The organism is Neisseria sp. HMSC070A01 (assembly GCF_001810165.1).
In the GTDB taxonomy this organism is placed as follows: Bacteria; Pseudomonadota; Gammaproteobacteria; order Burkholderiales; family Neisseriaceae; genus Neisseria.
In genome coordinates this window covers 285,625-305,521 of sequence record NZ_KV800126.1, presented here as the reverse complement: position 1 = coordinate 305,521, position 19,897 = coordinate 285,625, and the positions used below count along the sequence as shown (strand labels likewise).

21 protein-coding genes, 1 tRNA gene and 1 pseudogene are annotated in these 19,897 nt (G+C 46.7%); 5 read left to right on the top strand and 18 right to left on the bottom strand.

Translation table 11 applies throughout. The annotated features are described in order from the left end of the window. Nucleotides 1–214: 214 nt before the first annotated feature. The 13 genes and pseudogenes from HMPREF2711_RS10080 to HMPREF2711_RS10020 all read right to left on the bottom strand — a co-directional run bounded on the left by HMPREF2711_RS10080 (nucleotide 215) and on the right by HMPREF2711_RS10020 (nucleotide 9,735). Complete coding sequence (locus tag HMPREF2711_RS10080) at nucleotides 215–562, bottom strand: hypothetical protein (protein ID WP_003745971.1); 348 nt, start codon at nucleotides 560–562, stop codon at nucleotides 215–217. Further along, on the bottom strand, nucleotides 546–848 hold the full coding sequence (locus HMPREF2711_RS10075; RefSeq protein ID WP_003680933.1) for an integration host factor subunit alpha: 303 nt from the start codon (nucleotides 846–848) through the stop codon (nucleotides 546–548). The genes HMPREF2711_RS10080 and HMPREF2711_RS10075 overlap by 17 nt, the downstream gene beginning before the upstream one ends. A 115-nt stretch (nucleotides 849–963) precedes the next feature. Beyond that, nucleotides 964–3,327 (bottom strand): phenylalanine--tRNA ligase subunit beta, encoded by a 2,364-nt coding sequence (gene pheT, locus HMPREF2711_RS10070; protein WP_070616141.1) that lies wholly within the window; start codon nucleotides 3,325–3,327, stop codon nucleotides 964–966. Between the two features lie 90 nt (nucleotides 3,328–3,417). Next, nucleotides 3,418–4,167: an HNH endonuclease gene (locus tag HMPREF2711_RS10065; protein WP_070616139.1), complete on the bottom strand. Its 750-nt coding sequence runs from the start codon at nucleotides 4,165–4,167 to the stop codon at nucleotides 3,418–3,420. Between the two features lie 5 nt (nucleotides 4,168–4,172). After that, nucleotides 4,173–4,436 carry a hypothetical protein gene (locus HMPREF2711_RS10060; RefSeq protein ID WP_283118285.1) on the bottom strand — a complete coding sequence of 88 codons (264 nt, stop codon included), beginning with the start codon at nucleotides 4,434–4,436 and terminating at the stop codon, nucleotides 4,173–4,175. Between the two features lie 8 nt (nucleotides 4,437–4,444). Beyond that, nucleotides 4,445–4,666: pseudogene (locus HMPREF2711_RS10055) on the bottom strand (DNA cytosine methyltransferase); the annotation flags it as partial. Nucleotides 4,667–4,748: 82 nt separating this feature from the next. Continuing rightward, nucleotides 4,749–5,186 carry a very short patch repair endonuclease gene (locus HMPREF2711_RS10050; protein WP_070616135.1) on the bottom strand — a complete coding sequence of 146 codons (438 nt, stop codon included), beginning with the start codon at nucleotides 5,184–5,186 and terminating at the stop codon, nucleotides 4,749–4,751. A 16-nt stretch (nucleotides 5,187–5,202) separates the two neighbouring features. After that, on the bottom strand, nucleotides 5,203–6,192 hold the full coding sequence (pheS, locus tag HMPREF2711_RS10045; RefSeq protein WP_049322746.1) for a phenylalanine--tRNA ligase subunit alpha: 990 nt from the start codon (nucleotides 6,190–6,192) through the stop codon (nucleotides 5,203–5,205). 248 nt (nucleotides 6,193–6,440) lie between these two features. Next, nucleotides 6,441–6,800, bottom strand: coding sequence for a 50S ribosomal protein L20 (rplT, locus tag HMPREF2711_RS10040; protein ID WP_003675502.1), 360 nt, complete (start codon nucleotides 6,798–6,800; stop codon nucleotides 6,441–6,443). A gap of 12 nt (nucleotides 6,801–6,812) precedes the next feature. Then, nucleotides 6,813–7,010, bottom strand: a complete 198-nt coding sequence (gene rpmI, locus HMPREF2711_RS10035; protein ID WP_003675505.1) for a 50S ribosomal protein L35 — start codon at nucleotides 7,008–7,010, stop codon at nucleotides 6,813–6,815. A gap of 143 nt (nucleotides 7,011–7,153) precedes the next feature. Beyond that, complete coding sequence (gene infC, locus HMPREF2711_RS10030; protein ID WP_079453755.1) at nucleotides 7,154–7,675, bottom strand: translation initiation factor IF-3; 522 nt, start codon at nucleotides 7,673–7,675, stop codon at nucleotides 7,154–7,156. Between the two features lie 17 nt (nucleotides 7,676–7,692). Further along, nucleotides 7,693–9,606, bottom strand: a complete 1,914-nt coding sequence (gene thrS / locus HMPREF2711_RS10025) for a threonine--tRNA ligase (RefSeq protein ID WP_070616187.1) — start codon at nucleotides 9,604–9,606, stop codon at nucleotides 7,693–7,695. 52 nt (nucleotides 9,607–9,658) lie between these two features. Beyond that, nucleotides 9,659–9,735, bottom strand: a tRNA-Val gene (locus tag HMPREF2711_RS10020). Between the two features lie 237 nt (nucleotides 9,736–9,972). Here HMPREF2711_RS10020 and tgt point away from each other — a divergent pair. After that, nucleotides 9,973–11,088 carry a tRNA guanosine(34) transglycosylase Tgt gene (gene tgt, locus HMPREF2711_RS10015; RefSeq protein ID WP_070616133.1) on the top strand — a complete coding sequence of 372 codons (1,116 nt, stop codon included), beginning with the start codon at nucleotides 9,973–9,975 and terminating at the stop codon, nucleotides 11,086–11,088. A gap of 72 nt (nucleotides 11,089–11,160) precedes the next feature. Here the strand turns inward: tgt and HMPREF2711_RS10010 are convergent, their stop codons facing one another. Continuing rightward, a complete protein-coding gene (locus HMPREF2711_RS10010) occupies nucleotides 11,161–11,664 on the bottom strand; it encodes a lecithin retinol acyltransferase family protein (protein ID WP_083301564.1) in 504 nt (167 codons plus the stop codon). Between the two features lie 416 nt (nucleotides 11,665–12,080). Between HMPREF2711_RS10010 and hemH the strand changes: the two genes are divergently transcribed. The 3 genes from hemH to HMPREF2711_RS09995 all read left to right on the top strand — a co-directional run bounded on the left by hemH (nucleotide 12,081) and on the right by HMPREF2711_RS09995 (nucleotide 14,303). After that, entirely contained in the window at nucleotides 12,081–13,091 is a 1,011-nt protein-coding gene (gene hemH, locus HMPREF2711_RS10005; RefSeq protein ID WP_070616130.1) for a ferrochelatase, read from the top strand. 120 nt (nucleotides 13,092–13,211) lie between these two features. Then, on the top strand, nucleotides 13,212–13,610 hold the full coding sequence (locus HMPREF2711_RS10000) for a c-type cytochrome (protein ID WP_070616128.1): 399 nt from the start codon (nucleotides 13,212–13,214) through the stop codon (nucleotides 13,608–13,610). A 201-nt stretch (nucleotides 13,611–13,811) separates the two neighbouring features. After that, nucleotides 13,812–14,303, top strand: coding sequence for a disulfide bond formation protein B (locus HMPREF2711_RS09995; protein ID WP_070616125.1), 492 nt, complete (start codon nucleotides 13,812–13,814; stop codon nucleotides 14,301–14,303). A gap of 59 nt (nucleotides 14,304–14,362) precedes the next feature. Here the strand turns inward: HMPREF2711_RS09995 and HMPREF2711_RS09990 are convergent, their stop codons facing one another. After that, entirely contained in the window at nucleotides 14,363–15,091 is a 729-nt protein-coding gene (locus tag HMPREF2711_RS09990) for a YebC/PmpR family DNA-binding transcriptional regulator (protein WP_003745951.1), read from the bottom strand. Between the two features lie 361 nt (nucleotides 15,092–15,452). Here HMPREF2711_RS09990 and HMPREF2711_RS09985 point away from each other — a divergent pair, with 361 nt between their 5' ends. Further along, nucleotides 15,453–16,883 carry an alanine/glycine:cation symporter family protein gene (locus HMPREF2711_RS09985; RefSeq protein ID WP_070616123.1) on the top strand — a complete coding sequence of 477 codons (1,431 nt, stop codon included), beginning with the start codon at nucleotides 15,453–15,455 and terminating at the stop codon, nucleotides 16,881–16,883. A gap of 180 nt (nucleotides 16,884–17,063) precedes the next feature. On the opposite strand, the gene HMPREF2711_RS09980 is transcribed toward HMPREF2711_RS09985, so the two are convergent. Genes HMPREF2711_RS09980 through HMPREF2711_RS09970 form a run of 3 tightly spaced genes read right to left on the bottom strand, consistent with a single transcriptional unit; the run spans nucleotide 17,064 to nucleotide 19,884 of the window. Continuing rightward, nucleotides 17,064–17,504 carry a phage virion morphogenesis protein gene (locus HMPREF2711_RS09980; RefSeq protein ID WP_049322359.1) on the bottom strand — a complete coding sequence of 147 codons (441 nt, stop codon included), beginning with the start codon at nucleotides 17,502–17,504 and terminating at the stop codon, nucleotides 17,064–17,066. A 2-nt stretch (nucleotides 17,505–17,506) separates the two neighbouring features. Beyond that, nucleotides 17,507–18,412: a phage head morphogenesis protein gene (locus tag HMPREF2711_RS09975; RefSeq protein ID WP_070616121.1), complete on the bottom strand. Its 906-nt coding sequence runs from the start codon at nucleotides 18,410–18,412 to the stop codon at nucleotides 17,507–17,509. Continuing rightward, a complete protein-coding gene (locus HMPREF2711_RS09970) occupies nucleotides 18,412–19,884 on the bottom strand; it encodes a DUF935 domain-containing protein (RefSeq protein WP_070616119.1) in 1,473 nt (490 codons plus the stop codon). Before HMPREF2711_RS09970 ends, HMPREF2711_RS09975 begins: the two co-directional genes overlap by 1 nt. Nucleotides 19,885–19,897 lie beyond the last annotated feature (13 nt).

Here is a 19,897-nt window from a genome sequence, read left to right as displayed (position 1 = left end):
AAAACAAATGGCCACTTTTCCCAATCGGCAAACAAGAGGCTAAGTATAACATTTACGGCTATTTCATAGAATCATTTGCAATCAAGATTCTGATATTTTGAAAGCAATATAAAACAATAAAGGCCGTCTGAAAACAATTCAAACAGCCTTTACAAGAATCAATCATGCAAATCTTTGTATGCCTTCGCACTTTTGATCACAATTTCCTTATCGATTACGGCTCGACATGGTGGTTTTGTTGTTCAGAACCCAGATGACGCTCCAAATCAGACAAAATCTGCGTCAGACCATGACGGACTTCTTCCGCATTGGCAGCAGGGTTGCCGTTTGCATCCAAAGCACCACGGCTGAACGTATCGATATACGGTTCAAACGTATCTTTCAGTTTCAACAACTTAACTACATCTAAACGCGTATATCGATCGCCACCGTATCCAATCACAACATTATTTTCATGTTGCCATTGGGCAAACTGGGCCGGACTGATCTGCACCAGTTGGCACATCTCATCCAACGTAAAATAACGCTTGGCAGGAATAACCGGGTTATTGTTGTTTGTCATAGTAATGCTCCACCATGCCTTTGAGTTTTTGGCTGGCATGGAAAGTTACCACACGGCGTGCGGTAATCGGCACTTCTTCGCCGGTTTTAGGGTTACGGCCCGGGCGTTGAGGTTTATCGCGCAATTGGAAATTGCCAAAACCGGAAATTTTAATTTCTTCACCACGCGCCAAAGTGCTGCGGATTTCTTCAAAAAAGAGCTCGACGATTTCTTTGGCATCATTTTTGGTGACGTTGCTGACTTTGTCGACCAAAATATCGGCCAATTCTGCTTTAGTTAGTGTCATGTGTTTACCTTCATTCAAACTGGTGCAATTATTACCAAAATTCTTTTAAAAATCAAGTCCTCACCAAAAAATCAAATATGATTGGCAATTTTTGGCGACAACTTTTATCTTCATTTTAAGCGCGAAGTTGCGCGTCTTTTTCGGCTGCGGCTTTAATCATTTTCGCAACCAAAGGCTCGATGACTTCATCTGTCAGCGTGTTTTCCATATCCTGCAAAATGATTTTGACGGCAACGCTCTTCATGCCTTCAGGCACGCCTGTACCGCGGTAAACGTCAAATACGCTGATTTCTTGAACCAGCTTGTTCGCCGCCGCTTTCAGGGCATTTAACAAATCATCATGCGTTACAGCTTCAGGCATTACAAATGCCAAATCTCGGCGTGCAGGCTGGAATTTGGATACGGTTTGATAACGGGTTTTCTCACGACCCAATACCGCATCCATATCGATTTCAAACACCAGCGGCGCTTGTGGCAAATCATATTTTTGCAGCCATTTCGGATGCAACTCGCCAACAAAACCAACTACTTTGCCGTCTGAAACAATATTGGCGGCACGTCCAGGATGCAATGCCGGATGTTTGGTCTTCACAAAGGATACCTCTTTGTTTTTCAAAAGGCTCTCAACATCGGCTTTCATATCGTAGAAATCTACGTTGCGTGTTTTCTCACCCCATTGCTCGGGCAACACGGAGCCATACCACAAACCGCCGATCCGTTCATTTTGAACAAATTGATCAGCCGAATCTTTGCGGAACACGCGGGCAATTTCAAATACGCGTACACGGTTTTGCTTACGGTTCAAATTGTTTTGCAAAACTTCCACCAAACCGCCGATAAGCGTAGAACGCATGACGGCATACTGCGCCGCCAACGGATTTTGCAGGCGGATAGGATGGGTATTGGCAGCAAAGTCTTGCTCCCATTGCTCATCCACAAACGCATAGCTGACCACTTCGCGGTAACCGCGAGCCGCCATTTCGTTATAAACCGCAAAACGCGGGCGTTTGGTTTCAGGCAATGCCAACATTTTCAGACGGCCTGAAGTATAGTCGTCAGGAATATTTTCATAACCGTAAACGCGGCCGATTTCTTCAATCAAATCGGCTTCGATTTCGATATCGAAACGGAAGCTAGGAGAAGTGACACGGAAGCCTTCTGCGGTTTTCTCAGGCTGCAAACCCAAGTGTTGCAAGATAATTTCAACTTGATCGGCAGGGATTTCAACGCCCAATACCGTTTTCAGACGGCCCAAACGCAATTCGACCTGTTTTGCCTCAGGCAATTTGCCTTGTGCCTCAACCATTTCACCGGCCGCGCCACCGCAAATCTGCAACACCAATTCGGTAGCACGCTCAATGGCATCAGCTTGCAAGCGGTAGTCCACACCACGCTCAAAACGGAAAGAAGAATCCGAACCAAAACCATATTGACGGGATTTACCGGCAATAATCTCAGGAGCAAACCAAGCTGCTTCCAATACAATATTTTGCGTCTCATCAGAAACTGCACTTGCCTCGCCACCCATCAGACCGGCCAAGCTCAACACACCTTTTTCATCAGCGACCACCAGTGTATTGTCAGCCAAAGTAACGGTCTTCTCGTTCAGACACGCCAACGTCTCGCCATTTTGAGCGCGGCAGACAATCAAACTGCCCGACAGCTTGTCAGCATCGAAAACATGCATCGGCTGACCGATTTCCAGCATGACATAGTTGCCGATGTCCACCAATGCGGAAATGCTGCGGATACCGCTGCGTTCCAAACGTTGTTTCATCCAATCAGGAGTAGGCGCTTTCGCGTTGACATTTTCAATAACGCGGCTGATAAAACGGCCGCAGTCAGCCGGTGCATCAATACGGACAGCCTGTTTTTTCTCACTGCCGATAGAGGCCGTCTGAATTTCAACAGGCGTAAACGCACATTGAGTCAACGCAGAAACCTCACGCGCAATACCCTTAACGCTCAAGCAATCAGCGCGGTTAGGCGTAATTTTCAGCGTAAACAGCGTATCGTCCAAATCCAAGTATTCGCGGATATTGGCACCGACAGGCGCATCTTCAGGCAGAATGTGCAGACCGTCTACACCATCATCAGGCAAACCCAGTTCATTGGTCGAGCACAGCATACCGTTTGATGGTACACCGCGCATTTTAGTCGGCTTAATTTTGAAATTGCCCGGCAAAACGGCACCCGGTAGCGAACACGGCACTTTAATGCCCGGCTTGACATTCGGCGCACCACAAACAATCTGAACCAACTCGCCCGTACCGGCATCAACTTGGGTAACGTTCAAACGGTCTGCATCAGGATGTTTCTCAACGGATTTTACTTCGGCAACAACCACGCCACTGAAAGCAGGGGCGGCAGTATCGATTTCTTCCACTTCCAAACCGGCCATGGTCAAAAGATGTTCCAGTTTATCGGCAGAAAGATCAGGATTGGCTTGAGTTTTCAGCCATGAATAAGGAAATTGCATGTTATGTTCTCAATCAATTAATTAACTTTTGTTTTATCAATTTTCATTCGGACGGTCTGTTTTAGAATTCTGGTTAATGTTGATATTTACTCAACCCTGAAAAATATTTTCTCTATGAAATTTTAAAAATTCCAGACTTGGGTTTAGCCTTTCAGGCAGTCTTATCATTTGATTTTCATATGGTTTAAATAAATCATCGAAGCCTTCTGCCTTTGACAGCAGTGGAGAAAACATAATTTTGAAATTTTCATCTATTCCTAACAATCCCCTGTCAAAAGCTTTGTCATGTAATGCATTCAAACATAACCCATTCCTTGGGTTTAAACGGTTATCCTCATCTTCCCTCCAGGGTTTGATATGACTCGCAACTAACAATTCGGGTTGTTTTAATCCAGTAATACAACATTGATTGTTGTATGCTGCCAAAACACTGGAACGGAAAAAGCCCTGGTTGACGCGTACTGATATTCTTGCAAACCTTTCCTTTCCCTTTGGAATCTCAGGTGATTCTATTTCAATATTGCTATTCTCATCATTTGATCGATATTGAGAAATAACTCCCTCAAATTCCTTATTAAGTTGCCCCCAATGTCCTGAAAACTCGTTCCATACGACAACATCCATTTTGCTGCCATTACTTAATCCCGAAATATTTTTGACTTTCAGCGTAGGATCTAAACGGCCTAAATTTCCTATCTTCATACCGAGTGCGGACGGTGTCCTGCCCAGTATTGACGCATATTCTTGAATAATAGGATTGCCCTTACTAACCTTTTGAAAAGGAATGATGTAATAAAGATAAAGGGCAACTAGGGTTTCCTCTCTAGTCCATTTTTTCATTTTTATTAACTATCTTTCTGGTTTGCCAAAAGGAAATCATACAATACGGATTTTCTTATTCCCTGAATATATTGTTGTCCATCTAATACTAATTTGTATAGATAAACATCATAATCCTTTAATTCCTTCCCGCTTGCCAATAACCAATCATCTATTTCTGAAGAAAAATGGTTAGTGATTTCCTGTACCTGGTTATCAGATAAATTATTTATATTTATTTTATTGTTTAAAATATAATCAGAAAGCCTCATATTTTTAACATCTTTCATTTTAATAAGGGAAACCCACACAGCACATCAAATTGCTTCGGAATATATTGTTTGGTTTCTTCCAAAGTAATGTCACCGAACGGTACTTCCCCGAAATTGGCTTCATACGTCTGTTTGGCTTTCTCGTCCCACTCGCTCGAGAACACGCATTTCCCACCCAAGTTCTGCATCGCTATGCGGAAGCCGCCAATACCTGCAAACAAGTCGATAAAGGTAAATTTGGGTTTCAAGGCCGTCTGAAAAGTACCACTGTTCTCAAAAAGGCAGTATTGCGCTGCTTTTTCTTCCAAGTGCTCGCCTTGCTCATCATCCTTAATTTCGTTTTTGTAAATCAATTCCTCTCGCTTGAACGATTTCTTTGACTTTTTCGGCACAGCAGATTGTATTTTTAATGACATCGTTACTCCAAAAACGTAAAACCGTCCAGCCCTCGGCTTTCAGACGGCCTGTTACCTCTATATCCCTTTGGATATTGCGCTCAATTTTGGCAATCCAAAACTCACGATTTCCCTTTATTTCCGCTTTTTTCTGTTCCCAATCCTTACCGTGCCAGAATTCCCCATCGACAAATACGGCAACTTTATATTTTTTAAATGAAAAATCAGGTTTTCCAAAAATGCTTCCACTATTTTTCCGATACCTGAGCCCCAAAGCCCACATTGCTTTCGCCAACACAAGCTCGGGTTTCGTCCCTGTACTTTTGTTGGACTGCATGCATTTTTTACGCTGTTCCGGGGTTAATTTATCCATTGGGTTTATTTGAAATTTATTTAAACTGCTTCAAGAAGTTCAAATCGTTATCGAAGAACAAGCGCAGGTCATTGACGTTGTAGCGCAACATGGCAAAGCGGTCGAGACCGATACCGAAAGCAAAACCGGTATATTTTTCAGGATCGATATTGACGTTTTTCAATACGTTAGGATGTACCATACCGCAGCCGCCTACTTCCAACCATTTGCCGTTTTCGCCCATGATGTCGATTTCAGCAGAAGGCTCGGTAAACGGGAAGAAAGACGGACGGAAACGCACTTGCAGGTCATCGCGTTCAAAGAAACGACGGATAAAGTCAGTGAATACTGCTTTCAAGTCGGCAAAAGTTACGCCCTCTTCTACCCACAAACCTTCGGCCTGATGGAACATAGGCGAGTGAGTGGCATCACTGTCCACACGGTAAACGCGGCCGGGAGCAATAATGCGGATAGGCGGCTCTTTTTTGTCGAGCATATAGCGGATTTGAATAGGCGAAGTATGTGTGCGTAAAACGTCGCCGTTTTCAACATAGAAGGTATCTTGCATCGCACGTGCGGGGTGATTTGCAGGAATATTCAAGGCTTGGAAATTGTGGAAATCGTCTTCGATTTCAGGGCCGTCCGCCACTTCGAAACCCATACCGTGAAACAGCTCGACCACACGTTGCAAAGTCAAAGTCACTGGATGCAAACCGCCATACTCTTGTGCACGACCCGGCAAAGTAATATCCAAGGCTTCAGCAGCCAATTGAGCTTGCAGCTTGGCTTCATTCAGGGCATCGCGTTTGGCATTAAAGGCCGTCTGAAACTGATTTTTGCATTCGTTGATGTGCGCGCCTATGGTTTTACGCTCTTCAGGAGACATTTGACCCAAAGTTTTCAAAAGTCCGGTCAATTCGCCGGTTTTACCAAGATAGCGTGCTTTAATTTGTTCTAAGGCATTGAAGTCTTGCGCGGCTTCAATAGCGGCAATACCTTCTGCAACGATACGGTTTACATTTTCCATAGTGGTTTATCGTCTGTTTGTTGATGGCAGGCCGTCTGAAACAACAAAGCCGTCTGTTGGGTTTGATTGCAAACCTGTTCAGACGGCCTTTTGTATTAGTGCGGCCAATCCGTTTGATAAGAGGGGCCTATTTTATCGCAAATCAGTATAAAAAAATAGAGTTTAAAGAAAGAAAATCAACTACATAGAGTTTCTTTTGAAAAAGAAAAAAGGAAGCATAAGCTTCCTTTTTAAATAATCTTATCGAATTAAGCAGCCAAAGCAGCTTTAGCTTTTTCAACCAATTGTGCAAATGCAGCTTTGTCGAATACAGCCAAATCAGCCAATACTTTGCGGTCGATTTCGATAGCAGCGCGTTTCAGGCCGTTCATGAATTTGCTGTAAGACAGACCATTTTCACGAGCACCTGCGTTGATACGAACGATCCACAGTTGACGGAATTGACGTTTGCGTTGGCGACGGTCACGGTATGCGTATTGACCGGCTTTCATTACCGCTTGTTTGGCAACACGGTAAACGTTTTTACGACGACCGCGGTAGCCTTTGGCTAACGCGAAGACTTTTTGGTGACGAGCACGAGCGGTAACACCGCGTTTTACGCGTGGCATATTCTAAACTCCTTAAGCGTAGGGCAACATTTTAGCAACAGAAGCCAAATCGCGTGAATCCACCATAGCGGTGCCGCGCAATTGACGTTTAGTTTTAGTGGTTTTTTTGGTCAGGATGTGACTTTTGAACGCATGACCGCGTTTTACACCACCGTTACCCAGTACTTTAAAGCGTTTTTTCGCGCTAGACTTGGTTTTCATTTTAGGCATTGGAAAACTCCATTCGTTATTAGATAAGGTATAAGGGGGTTTTGAAATAAATTTCAAACACTTGAAACCCAAAATACCACGGTTTTTGCCGCTAATTAAACCTTATTTCGAGCGGCAATCGAAATAAGCCTCTGATTATAGCTTTATTTTTTCTTAGGCGCAATCATCATCACCATTTGGCGGCCTTCCATTTTAGGGAAGGACTCGATTTGCGCTACTTCTGCCAAATCTTCTTTTACGCGCTCAAGCAGTTGGGCACCCAGTTGTTGGTGGGCCATTTCACGACCGCGGAAACGCAATGTTACTTTGACTTTGTCACCATCGGCAAGGAAGCGGTTGATGTTGCGCATCTTGATTTGATAGTCGCCTTCATCTGTACCCGGACGGAATTTAATTTCCTTAATTTGTACCTGCTTTTGGTTTTTCTTGGCTTCGTCGCGCTTCTTGGCTTGTTGGTATTTGTATTTACCGTAATCCATCAGTTTGCATACAGGCGGTTTGGCAGTCGGGGAAATTTCTACCAAATCGACATCTTGCTCTTCGGCCATAGCCAGAGCTTCACGAACTGAAACGACACCAAGCTGATCGCCTGACTCACTGATTAATCGCACTTCTTTGGCGGTAATTTCACCATTGATTCGTGCTTCGCGTTCTTGAGCGATGATGAATACTCCTATAAAAATTAATGATTGACGAGGGCATCAGTGATTTCTTGCTGCAATTGTGCAATGAAATCATCGACATTCAAAGAACCCAAGTCTTCTGCTTTGCGGCGTACCGCAACTTTGTTTTCTTGTTTCTCTTTATCGCCGACAACGATTTGATAAGGGAAACGGTATTGGCTGTTGTCACGGATTTTGTAACCGATTTTTTCGTTACGCAAATCCAATTCGACACGGAAGCCTGCTGCCTGCAATTTGGCAGCCACTTCGCGACAATAATCTGCTTGGTTCTCGGTGATATTCATAATCACCATTTGAACCGGCGCAAGCCACAATGGGAATGAGCCTGCATGGTTTTCAATCAGAATACCAATGAAGCGCTCCAATGAACCCAAAATAGCACGGTGCAACATTACAGGACGCGCACGGTCGTTGTTTTCGGTTACATATTCTGCATTCAAACGCTCCGGCAATACGAAGTCCAATTGTAGGGTGCCACACTGCCAAGAACGACCCAAGGCATCTTTGACATGGTACTCAATCTTGGGACCGTAGAATGCGCCTTCGCCAGGCAATTCTTCCCACTCTACACCGCAAGCGGTCAATGCATCACGCAGACCTTGTTCGGCCTTATCCCAAACTTCGTCAGAACCTGCACGTTGCTCAGGGCGGAGAGACAACTTCACGGCAACATCATGGAAGCCGAATTGTTTGTAAATGCGAACCAGCAATTCATTAAATGCGCGTGCTTCATCAACGATTTGATCCTCGGTACAGAAGATATGCGCATCATCCTGCACAAAACCGCGAACACGCATCAGACCGTGCAACGCACCGCTTGGTTCATTGCGGTGGCAAGAACCGAACTCAGCCAAACGCATTGGCAAATCGCGATATGAACGCAAGCCGTTATTAAAAATCTGAACATGACCCGGACAGTTCATCGGTTTAACCGCGTATTCGCGTTTTTCTGAACTGGTCACGAACATATTGTCTTTATAGTTTTCCCAGTGGCCAGATTTTTCCCAGAAGGTTTTATCCATAATCTGAGGCGTTTTCACCTCTTTATAACCGGCAGCATTCAACTCTTTGCGCATATGCTGCTCAATCACTTGCCACAAAGCCCAGCCTTTAGGATGCCAAAACACCATACCCGGCGCTTCATCTTGCAGGTGGAACAAATCCAATTGTTTACCCAGCTTACGGTGATCGCGTTTTTCCGCTTCCTCGATGCGTTGGATATAGGCTTTCAATTCGTCTTTACTTGCCCAAGCCGTACCGTAAATACGTTGCAACATTTCATTGTTGCTGTCGCCGCGCCAGTATGCGCCTGCCAGTTTGGTCAGCTTAAAGTTTTTCAAGAAACGGGTATTGGGAACGTGAGGACCGCGGCACATATCGACGTATTCTTGATGATGATACATACCCATTGCTTCCACTTCAGGCATGTCTTCAATCAGACGCAATTTGTACTCTTCGCCGCGATCTTGGAAAATTTTGATGGTTTCTGCACGGGGCGTCATCACTTTAACGACGTCGTAGTCTTGTGCAATCAACTCTTTCATGCGCGCTTCGATGGCGGCTACATCATCAGGCGTAAATGGTTTTTCAGTTGCAATATCGTAATAGAACCCGTCTTCAATCACCGGGCCGATAACCATTTTGGCATCAGGGTAGAGCTGCTTGACCGCATGACCGACCAAATGCGCGCAGGAGTGGCGGATAATTTCCACGCCTTCTTTGTCTTTAGGCGTAATGATTTGAACGTGGGCATCTTCAGTAATCGGATCGCAAGCATCCACCAATTTACCGTTAACCTTACCTGCTACCGTTGCCTTTGCCAAACCTGCACCGATAGACGCTGCAATTTGCGCCACGGTAATGGGTGATTCATATTGGCGGACTGAACCGTCCGGCAAGGTAATGTTCAACATCAGAAAGCTCCAAAACATTAAAAAATAACGGCATAAAGCCGTTATGGAAATTTGGTAGGCACAATTGGACTCGAACCAACGACCCCCACCATGTCAAGGTGGTGCTCTAACCAACTGAGCTATGTGCCTTCATCTAAGTCGCTTATTGTAACGAAGCGTGCTCCCTTTTGCAAGCATCTGTAAATACTTTTCAGACGGCCTGGATATTTTTGTTTGATTTATGCCTCATTTTTTATTTCTTCTATTATTCAGGCCGTCTGAAGCATTGTTTTGACAAAGATAAAATCCAGCCGTCAACCAACGAAAAATCCTTTATAATCTGCCCTTTCATTTCGCACACACGCGAACGTCCAATCTCTTATTATTATGCTCAAATTTACCTTACACAAAAAAGACGGTCATGCCCGACGCGGTACTTTGGAACTGAACCACGGCAAAATCGAAACGCCTGTATTTATGCCGGTCGGCACTTACGGTTCGGTCAAAGCGATGAACCCGCAAAACCTGCATGACATCAAAGCACAAATCATCTTAGGCAACACTTACCATCTGTGGCTGCGCCCAGGCTTGGAAGTCATCGAACAATTCGGCGGCCTGCACGAATTTATCGGTTGGGACAAGCCGATTTTGACCGACTCGGGCGGTTTCCAAGTATTCTCGTTGTCCGATATGCGCAAGCTGACCGAAGAAGGCTGTACATTCCAAAGCCCGATCAACGGCGACAAACTGTTTCTCTCGCCCGAAGTGTCGATGAAAATCCAAACTGTGTTAAATTCCGACATCGTGATGCAGCTGGACGAATGCACCCCTGGCGAAGCAACGCACAGCCAAGCGCAAAAATCGCTGCAAATGAGCCTGCGCTGGGCGGAACGAAGCAAAAAGGCTTTTGAAGACCTGAAAAACTCGAATGCGCTGTTTGGCATTGTACAAGGCGCGATGTATGAAGATTTGCGCGAAGAATCGCTGAAAGGTTTGGAAGAACTCGACTTCCCCGGCTTGGCCATCGGCGGCTTGTCCGTTGGCGAACCCAAGCCCGAAATGTACCGTATGTTGCGCGCTGTCGGCCCTATCCTGCCGGAACACAAGCCACATTATTTGATGGGCGTCGGCACGCCTGAAGACTTGGTGTACGGCGTGGCACACGGCGTGGATATGTTCGACTGCGTCATGCCCACCCGCAATGCGCGTAACGGCTGGCTGTTTACCCGTTTTGGCGATTTAAAAATCAAAAATGCCAAACACAAACTCGACAAGCGTCCGATTGATGAAAGCTGCACCTGCTACGCATGCCAAAACTTCAGCCGCTCCTACCTGCACCACCTGCACCGAGTCGGCGAAATCTTGGGCGCACAGCTCAACACCATCCACAATCTGCACTTCTACCAAGTCATCATGGCCGAAATGCGCGAAGCCATCGAACAAGGCAAATTTGCTGATTGGCAGGCGCAATTCCATGAAAACCGCGCCCGCGGTGTAGACTAACCATTTACTAAATTAGAATAAAAAGGCCATCTAAAAATTCTTAGATGGCCTTTTTAGTTAGAGTCTGATTACTTACGAATTAGTATCCCAAACACCCCATTCATCAACTCCCATTTCATCACCACATATCGTTGCCAACTGATTAAAATATAAAAATTTTTCCCCCTCATCAAAATCATCAAGTACGCAACCTGCAGAAAACCGATGGCAATTATCAACTAGCAAACTATAACTTCGCTCCTTACCTACCCATTTTTTTGCTATTTTAGCAACTTTTTTTGAACCAACGGGCTTTCCATTTTTACAGCTTACAAAAATATTGATTGCATTATTCCAACCACCTAATCTATCCATAAATTCGCTATAGGAAACAGTTTCAACCATGCCAGAACCATCAAGATGGACAATTTTTCCATTACCAACATAAATACCACTATGTTCAACTGCACCTAAATCACACCAAACAACAGAACCTTCAACAGGTTTCACATATTTACGAAAAATCCCCCATGTGCTGGTATCGTATAACTTATCTCTATCCAATTTATACAAACTATCATATAAAGAACGATGCATAGTATTTCCTTTATAAGTGCAATTTTCCGGCTATCCCTTAAAGGATAGCGCTATTTTTAATTTTAAAACCCACCACGTTTCCAAATATTACTTTCAGAAACTCCAAACTTTTTCGAAGCTAATGAGGCTGCCTCTTCTTTTGATAATCCCTCCTCAAATATTATCTTTAAAATAAACAAATAATTGTTAACCAGTCCGTGTTAGTTACGCCCTCTAAGAGGATTAAATTTTTTCATATTTTATTCCATTTGTCTATATTTTTAGTTACTTCTATGATAAATAAAAGATTCCTAATTCTTGTTTATAGTATTTTTTTTATTAGCCACCTTTACAAAAAATAATGTCTAAAACTAAAATCTCCAAACAATATTTTCATTGTTATAATCTTATTTTTAAAATAAAACGATTTAATCACTATGTCCCGTTTCCATACCGAACCGGCCCTAGCCTATACCGCACAAAACCGCACCGCCGTCCTACTGCTCAATCTCGGCACGCCTGACGCGCCCACTGCTGCCGCAGTCAAGCCTTACTTGAAAGAATTTCTGTCTGATCAACGCGTTGTCGAATTACCCAAGCTCTTATGGCAACCGATATTGCGTGGTTTAGTGTTGACTTTTCGCCCGAAAAAAAGCGCGCATGCCTATGAAAAAGTTTGGTTTAAAGAAGGTTCGCCGCTTGAGGTTTACACACACCGCCAAGCAGAAGCCCTGGCCAAACATTTGCCCGATGTCATCGTCCGTCATGCCATGACTTACGGTAACCCAAGCGTTGCCGACGTTTTGGCGGAACTTAAAGCCCAAGGCGTGGGCAAATTGCTGGTCATTCCGCTCTATCCGCAATATGCCGGCTCTTCTACCGGCGCGGCCTTGGATAAAGTGTTTCAAGAATTATTGCTGCAACGCAACCAAATGAGCGTCCGCACTGTTTCCCGTTATTACGACGATGTTGCTTATATCCAAGCCATGAAGCAGCACATTGAAGCCTATTGGGCCCAAAACGGACGCGGCGAAAAACTGATGTTGAGCTTCCACGGCATTCCGCAAAATCATCACGACGACGGCGACCCCTATCCTGACGAGTGCCACCATACTGCCAAACTGTTGGCGCAGGCATTGGGCTTGTCCGAACAAGAATACATCGTTTCTTTCCAAAGCCAGTTTGGCAAATCCCAATGGGTCAAGCCCAGCACACAAGCCCTGTTTGATGAACTTCCGAAACAAGGCACGACCAAACTCGACGTCTTCTGCCCCGGTTTCATGGCCGACTGCCTCGAAACCATGGAAGAAATCGCCATTATGGGACGCGAACAATTCCACGCCGCCGGCGGCAAAGAATACCGTTACATCCCCTGCCTCAACGATTCCGCCGACTGGATTGCCGCACTTGCCCAATTAAGCCGGGCCAATCTGCAAGGCTGGATTTGACCTAAACCAAAGGCCGTCTGAAAAATCCACTTTCAGACGGCCTTTAGCGTTATCATCAAGTTATTCAAACGCAAACCAAGCGTGTAGCCATCAAAAACACTATTCAAAAAGGAACACATCATGACTGCACTCCGCCCTATCCTGCTCCTTCTGACCGCACTCAGCATCCCAACCGCTTTTGCCGCTGATGCCACGTTGATGAGCAAAGGACAAAAGATTTACGAAACCAACTGCGCTGCCTGCCACGGCAAAAAAGGCGAAGGCCGTGGCGCCATGTTCCCGCCACTGTTCCAGTCCGACTATATCAACAAAAAACCGCAAGTCCTGTTGCAAAGCATGACCAAGGGCATCAACGGCCCGATTAAAGTGAACGGCAAACCCTACAACGGCTTCATGCCTTCTACCGCCATCAATGATGCCGATGTTGCCGCCGTTGCCACTTACATCATGAACGCCTTTAATAATGGCGGCGGTACGATTACTGAAGCAGATGTCAAAAAATCTCACGGGAAAAAATAAAACGTCTCTCCCCTAAAGGCCGTCTGAACATTTCAGACGGCCTTTTCTGTACGATACATTTTGTTTCTATGTATATGGTTACGCAACATCAACAAACATACGCAAAAACCGTCAAACCAAAAAAAGCATATGCGTTTTGTGTTAAAGTAAACATTATTTATCGGCTGTTTTGCGTCCAGGCCGTCTGAAAGGTTTTATCTTATGAACTTTTTCCGCAAGACTGTTTTATTTTTAGTCGTCCTCTCCATATTTGCCGCCTGCGGCTCCTTTATTTCCCAATACGTTTTGGGCATGAACCCGTGCGTATTGTGCATCCTGCAACGCTTGTGCGTATTGGGTGTCGGGCTGTTGGCCATTGTTACGGCGTTCAGTTCTCAATCTTCCAAATTTACCCGTTCGCTCTCGGCATTGTTGATTGCTGCTCCGGCCGTCTACGGCGCCGGTGTCGCCGCCTATCAAATTTGGTTGCAAAGCCTGCCGCCCGGCACCGCCCCTTCTTGCGGCGCACCTTGGACCTTCCGCCTGCGCGACTGGCCTTTGTTCGATTGGTTTGAACCCATCGTCCGCGGCTTTGGCAACTGCGCCGAGCCGGACTATCTATTCGGCGTCGCCCTGCCGGTGTGGAGTATTTTGTATTTCAGCTTCGTCGTATTGCTGCTGCTTTGGGCTTGGTTGAAAACCAGAAAAATCTGATTGGTTTCAATATTAAAAGGCCGTCTGAAATTTCAGACGGCCTTTTGTTCTTTAAACCATTAGTCCAGATTCAACACGGCAGAAGTGTAAACGTCTTGTACGTCGTCCAAATCTTCCAATGCATCAATCAGTTTTTGCATTTTAACCGCATCTTCGCCGCTCAACTCGGTTTCGTTTTGGGCGCGCATGGTAACGTCGCCGTCAACAGATTTGTAGCCTGCGGCTTCCAAAGCCGCTTTCACGCCTGCCCAGTCGTTCGGCGCGGTAATCACTTCGATGGAACCGTCGTCGTTGGTGATGACGTCTTCCGCACCGGCTTCCAAAGCCGCTTCCATCAGCGCATCTTCGTCAACGCCCGGTTCAAACACCAAATAGCCTTGATGCACGAAATTGAACGCTACGCAACCGTCTGTACCCAAGTTACCGCCGTTTTTAGTGAACGCATGGCGCACGTCGGCAACGGTACGGGTTTTGTTGTCGGTCAGACAGTCCACCATCAAAGCCGCGCCGCCGATGCCGTAGCCTTCGTAACGCAACTCGATGTATTCCACGCCTTCCAGATTGCCCGTACCTTTATCGATGGCACGTTGCACGTTATCTTTAGGCATATTGTTTTCGGCAGCTTTTTCCAAAGCCAGGCGCAGGCGCGGGTTTGCGCCGGGGTCGCCGCCGCCCATGCGGGCAGCAACGGTAATTTCTTTAATCAGACGGGTGAAGATTTTGCCGCGTTTGGCATCTTGTCGGGCTTTTTTGTGTTGGATATTTGCCCACTTACTATGGCCTGCCATATTGATTCCTTTCGTTTTTTCACGCGCTGAGGCGGGATGTGCTTTATTTGTAAGGCGTGCATTTTATCATAAGTTGTCTTTAGCCAAAATATTCAGACGGCCCGAATATTTGCAAAAACAGGCCGTCTGAAAAACAAAGAATCTTTTTTAAAGATGCATATTTGCGGCAAACCTTTGTCAGTTTTTCGTTTTAATTCACGAAGGTTTACGGTATGATGACAAAATCGGTCAGGATTGTTGACAACTTAACCGGTATTAAACGGCAAAACGGCCTGCTCGCCCTTGTTGCCAACCACGAAAATGAACGGGAGTAGTTGCCCGTATCATTTTCTTTTTATTTGTTTTTCTTAAAGGTTATATTATGGAAGAAATATTGTCTGCTCTGGTGGGTGCAGTCAATCTGGTTCTTTGGGACTACCTGCTGATTTATGCCTTAATCGGCATCGGCCTGTTTTTTACCCTGTACTTGGGCGCACCGCAAATTACCAAATTAGGAACAGGTTTCAAATCCGTTTTCGGCGGCTTGTTCAGTAAAAAAGACAAAGACCACGAAGGCAAATCCCTGTCTCAATTCCAAGCGCTTGCCGTGGCGATTTCCGCGCAAATCGGTACCGGTAACGTTGCCGGTGTGGCCACTGCGATTACTGCCGGCGGCCCGGGTGCCATTTTTTGGATGTGGTTGTCTGCCATTTTGGGCATGTCTACCATTTTTGCAGAAGCCGTTTTGGCGCAAAAATACCGTGTGGTCAGCCACGGCAAATACATCGGCGGCCCTGCGTTTTACATCACGCACGGCCTGACCCCGAAAATCGGCCGTGGCGCGGCGCGTTTCCTGTCCGGCTTTTTCTCCATCGCCTTGATTATCGCGCTGGGCTTCATCGGTAACGCAACCCAATCCAACTCTATCGCCTCGGCCATGAATTTGGCTTTCGATATTCCTCCGATGGCTGTCGGCATTGCTTTGGCGGTACTCGCCGGCCTGATTATCATCGGCGGCATCAACCGCATTGCCGGTATCGCGCAATTTGTCGTGCCGTTTATGGCGGTGATTTACATCTTATGTGCCGTAATTATTTTGTTCAAATTCTCCGACCACATCATTCCGATGTTCAGCCATATTTTTGTTGCCGCTTTTAATCCTGAAGCGGTATTGGGCGGTGCGGCCGGTATCGGTATGCGCGAGGCCGTCCGTTTCGGCGTGGCACGCGGCCTGTTTTCTAACGAAGCCGGTATGGGTTCGACCCCGCACGCTCATGCGACCGCCAACGTCAAACACCCTGTGCAACAAGGTATGGCCGCGTTTATCGGTATCTTTATCGATACGCTGATGGTCTGCACGGCAACCGCGCTGATTATCCTGCTGACCGACGCCAATCTGTCCGGCGAAACCGGCGCGGCGGTTACCCAACTGGCTTTTAACAAAGCCTTCCCGGGTTTCGGTTCGCAACTGCTCGCCATCTGTCTGACCTTCTTCGCCTTTACCACCATCATCGGCTGGTACTACTTCGGCGAATCCAATATCCGCTTCCTGTTCCGCGGCAAACACTTGGGCATCTACCGCACACTGGTTTTGGTGGCCATCGTATTGGGTACATTGGGCAAAGTGGATTTGGTTTGGAGCATGTCCGATATGTTCAACGGCTTTATGGTCTTGCCGAACTTAATCGCCCTCTTCCTGCTGCGTAAGGAAATCCGTGCGGTTTACGACGATTATCTGGCGCAAACCAAAGCCGGCAAAGAGCTGACCTACAACTACGAATTCCACGAATTCCACGACAAAAACCCTGATTAACGACAAACAAAAACCTCTCAGTCAAACTGAGAGTGAAACCCAATGAGATAAATATATAGAGTCTCTGAGATAATTGGGATTATTTTGGATGGAGCGGGATTTGGTGGGATTGGTTTTGTGAAAAGTAGTTTCATAGAGTGCAATAAAAAGACGAGTATAATTTGCTCGTCTTTTTTTTGTTTACAGGCCTGAGCTGAGTGACTCGATTGCAATATCAAGGATGCGTTTATCTGCTCCGTTTTGAAGTTGACCACTGCCGTTGATTGGTAGATAGGGTCGGGCTGGAAGTTGGACGCTATGGTTTCTGCCTGCGGAGCCACCCAAGTGGTGGATTGCTGCATATGGTTTGTTGCTTCCGATACGTGCAAAGTCGTTGCCTACTTGTGTGGAGATGCTGGCTGCAAGTTGGCCGGTCAGTTGCAGAGTCTGCCCGCCTTGAGCTGCGCGTTGGCTTTGTTTCCATCTGTTGCCACCGAAACTTTCGCTTTCGAAGTTTTCTTCGGTTAATGAAGTCATTTCGGTCGCGATGGCTTTCATCATTTTGCGCGGATGGCTTACGTTTTGTAGAAGCTGGCTCAAGCCACGATCTAGTGATGAAGTATCAAGATTAATTTCAAGCATATCTAACCTTTGATTAATTTTAGTACCCATGCCAAATCGACAGCAGATAATGAGGATTTGAATTTGCTGTTGGTCATCATGGTTTTTAAGGCTACGCGTGCAATATCGGGATGAACGGATTGTGCTTTCTGGACGGCTACGGAAGCCATTCGCGAGAGCATGGCTTTTCCTTGGTTGGCATTGAAGCCTGCGCTAGGGGCGACAAACTTTCCGTCAATCCGCAAGCCGGTGCGTTGGGCGTAGCGGGCTTCTCCGGTGTATTCGTTGCTACCGATGTCGACGGTTTGAGTCTCAAGTGTCGGACTGGGTAAGGCACGGCTTTCGCCTGCGGCGCGTGATAATGGACGCACGCGGCAGCGGCAGCGGAAATCTAACGGCGGATACATGGTGTCCCAAACCGGGTCGGCTGCTGCATAGACACGGCCGTGCATTCTACGGTGGCTGTCACGGGTGTGGCTGTCGTTTATAGCGATGTATTGCCAATACGGGTGGGTGTCGACAGAATCCATCATTTCAGCGTAGCGTCCGGCCATGTAGGCTGACTGCATATTGGTCAGATAGATGGTTTTCAGGCGGTGCGGGCTACCGAGCTGAACAGTTTGGGCTTCGCCGGTGTCCGGATTGTTTGCTTGGGTGCGTCCCCACCAGCCCTTGCTTTGTAATACCGGCGTGAGTGTTTTCTGGAACTGCTCCAGCGTTTGGCCGGTCTCGGCAGCGTTGACAACGGCGCGATAAATATCATTGGCAACGTCCATGCTTGCGGTTTTGGCCACGGTGAACGCGGTAGCGTGTGCGTCGTCGAGCATATCTTGCCAATCCCACGAAACGGCCACACCTTTCTGCTTCAAATATTCGACCGCTGCTTCCGGCTCTAGGCCGAAAATTGCCTTGATGTCTTCCGGATTCATCAGCTCATCTCCTGTGCCGCTTCAATGCGGCCGACCAAACCTGACAGGAAAATCACTCGTGCCAGCTCGTTTTGTAAGGCGGTGTCATCCATATTCGGGAACTGCTCGGCCAAGCGGTCGAGAATATTGTCTTCGGTTTCGCCGCGCTGCAAATCCTGCACCAATAAGGCAGTCAGGTCGTGGCCTTGTTGGTTCAGACGGCCTGCATTGGGCGCAAGCGTATCTAAAATCAATCCTGCATCGGTTTCTGTGCCATCCCAACCTTCGGCAAAGTCAGCAGCGGTCGGGATAATGGCATCTTCTTCAACGATATCGCCGTCTTCCAAACCATAAGTGCGTTTCCAATATTGTGGAGTGAATTTCACACCCGCGCCGGACAGCATACTGTCGCGCTCGGCACGCTCTTTCGTGCCTGCCTCCTCGTTTTCAAACAGCTCGAATTTCGGACAAGCCACATCGCCGAAATTCAGTTCCACCACCCATTCAATCAATTCGTTAAACGCTGCTTCAACAATACGGCGGTCGCCGTCACGGATATCGTCGGCAATTTCCAAGCCCGCGCTGGCACTGGCATGGTTGGTTTCTTTGTCGGTGGTTTGGTCTTGGCCAAGTAAGGCAATGTTGATGCCGGACTTACACTCTTTCAGCAGCTTGTCGAATGCATCTACTGATGATGACTTGCCGCTGGCTTCGTGGATTTCGACGCTGGAATCATTCGGAATCGTGCCGACCGAATTGCTTATTAAGGCTTCTAATGCGTCGAGCAGCTTTTCAGTGTCGCTATGGGTATTGGAGCGTGGCTCTTTGCCAATGAGCCAAGGTGCGCCGTATTTTTCGGTGAAACTTACCCAAAATTTCATGCCGCCGCGTTTGAAAGTTACCAGCCAAAACACCAAACCCAAATCACCTAGGCCATAAGGGTTAAGATAGTCGTCCTCATGGCGCGGACACAGAAATTTATAAGGCGGTAGCGGCTCTTGGCTCAAGCCGTTTTCGGTAAAAACCAACTCACGCTCATCATTGAATCCGAACCATTCCTGCGGCTTGGCCACAATTTCAGACGGCAGCCATTGACTGCCTTTTTGCCAGATAATTTCGATAGGCTGATAGCCGAAAAATGAGGCATTCATGATGTCTTTGCAGATCTTATAAACATCGACATCAGCGGCCAGCCAATTTTCGACAAAATCCAATACACGATCTTCGACCTCATCGCCGCTGAGTTTCCAATCCAGCCGTGCCACAGCGGCTTTGCGGCGGCGCACGAAGCTGCCGACCAGCTCGTCGCGCAACAATTCGCGGTAAACATGGATTTGCTTGCCCATCTTGCGCAGAATCGGGTCAGGATTAGGCAACCAACCGCCGAAACCGCCTAAAAATTGGCGTGAGACGGCGATATGGCCGGTCAGGTCATCGGGTTTGAAGGTGATGTTGCCATGATTGGTTTTGAGTTTGAAATGCGGTTTTTTCATGGGATTCTCTTTT